Origin of the sequence: Paenibacillus wenxiniae, assembly GCF_039822605.1 — a bacterium.
GTDB classification, from domain to species: domain Bacteria; phylum Bacillota; class Bacilli; order Paenibacillales; family Paenibacillaceae; genus Saccharibacillus; species Saccharibacillus wenxiniae.
On record NZ_JBCGUH010000043.1, the window covers coordinates 1 to 988 of the forward strand.

The 988-nt window shown below is 42.1% G+C and carries 1 pseudogene; it reads right to left on the minus strand.

Annotated elements, in window-relative coordinates:
- Positions 1-950 (minus strand): annotated as a pseudogene (locus AAHF22_RS23745) (hypothetical protein); the annotation flags it as partial.
- Positions 951-988 lie beyond the last annotated feature (38 nt).

Below are 988 nucleotides of genomic sequence, written 5' to 3' on the forward strand. Positions count from 1 at the left end.
GTTGACTGGATATCATAATTAAACGTGGTCTCATCGCCAGCCGAATCCGTGACACTCCGTAGAACCGGAGCATACTTTTGAAGCAAGTACCCCAAATTCATTTCATATCGCGATTTCGTTAAATAGAGCTTCCGAATCGACTCGCCTTGTGGATTGTGCAGTGTGATGGTAATCTTCTCACCTGTGAAGTTCTGCTCGGTTTGCAGGGTATCCTCATAATCAAAGGAGATCGTTCGGCCTACAGTATCTATAATTTTAGACAAAATCGGTCGTGTTTGTGTATCATAAATCATTTTAGTTTCATATAAGTATTTAATTTCATTTCCATACCGATCCAACTGACCGATAAGATTCCCATTATATCCAAAATAATTTCTGTTCCCTGCATCATCGGTCGTGTAGTAGCGCGATGCTTCCTGACCATTCGTGTATTGGTCCCCTTTGAAATCATCACTAAACTTCATATCTTTACGAGGATAACCCGTCAGGCTGCTATACATATCCGGTGCACTTGGAGCTTTACTCGACCCATTGACTGGATACACACCGCCATGTCCGTCGTGATAAAATATCCCTGCGGCCTTGCCCAGATCAATTTGCACAGACGGAAACTGAAAAGACCAACCTACTCCTAGATTATAGCGAGATACAAAGTAGTTACTAGCTACTACCTGTGCAGGCTTGGCATTATAGTACCGTATATAGGGTGACGATTGATTCGATGTATACATTAATCCTAGATTCAAATCCATTCCATCGCGTCCAGACAAATGCAACAGATTTTTTTTCCAGTTTAAACTACCTGAAGAAGGATCCACTTGTTCTGCATCAGGATCTTGGTCTGAGTATTGTTGTTTGTTCGTTTGATTCAAACTTTGTGGAGCTAAGGTGTCATCCAGAGCACTATCAATTTTGCTGGATAACGACGATGAGGTCGAAGCGATGCTCACTTGATTATTCGCTTGTAACAGGGGACTTGTCGTTTGGA